The sequence below is a fragment of the Pseudomonas sp. 2822-15 genome (assembly GCF_002742515.1).
Lineage (GTDB): Bacteria > Pseudomonadota > Gammaproteobacteria > Pseudomonadales > Pseudomonadaceae > Aquipseudomonas > Aquipseudomonas salomonii.
In genome coordinates this window covers 1-273 of sequence record NZ_LJRY01000304.1, presented here as the reverse complement: position 1 = coordinate 273, position 273 = coordinate 1, and the positions used below count along the sequence as shown (strand labels likewise).

The 273-nt window shown below is 52.0% G+C and carries 1 pseudogene; it reads left to right on the top strand.

Going from position 1 to position 273, the window contains the following annotated elements:
* Positions 1 to 273, top strand: a pseudogene (locus AOA59_RS32890) (hypothetical protein); the annotation flags it as partial.

Sequence of the window (273 nt, the reverse complement as noted above, 5' to 3'; positions counted from 1 at the left end):
GATTTCAGATCAAGATCAAGATCACAAGCGCAGATCAAAAGACCGCTGACTTCGTCATCGAAAAGGATGTAAGAGCCAGAGCAACAGCAACAGCAACAGCAACAGCAAAGCCATACTCGGTCAAAGGTGGGAGCTGGCTTGCCTGCGATGGCATCAACTCGGTGTACCTGATGGACCGAGGTGCCTGCATCGCTGGCAAGCCAGCTCCCACAGAAAAGCAGCTCTTCAGTGCATGCAAATCCGCAGCCGACCTCATATTCAAAACTGCATGCG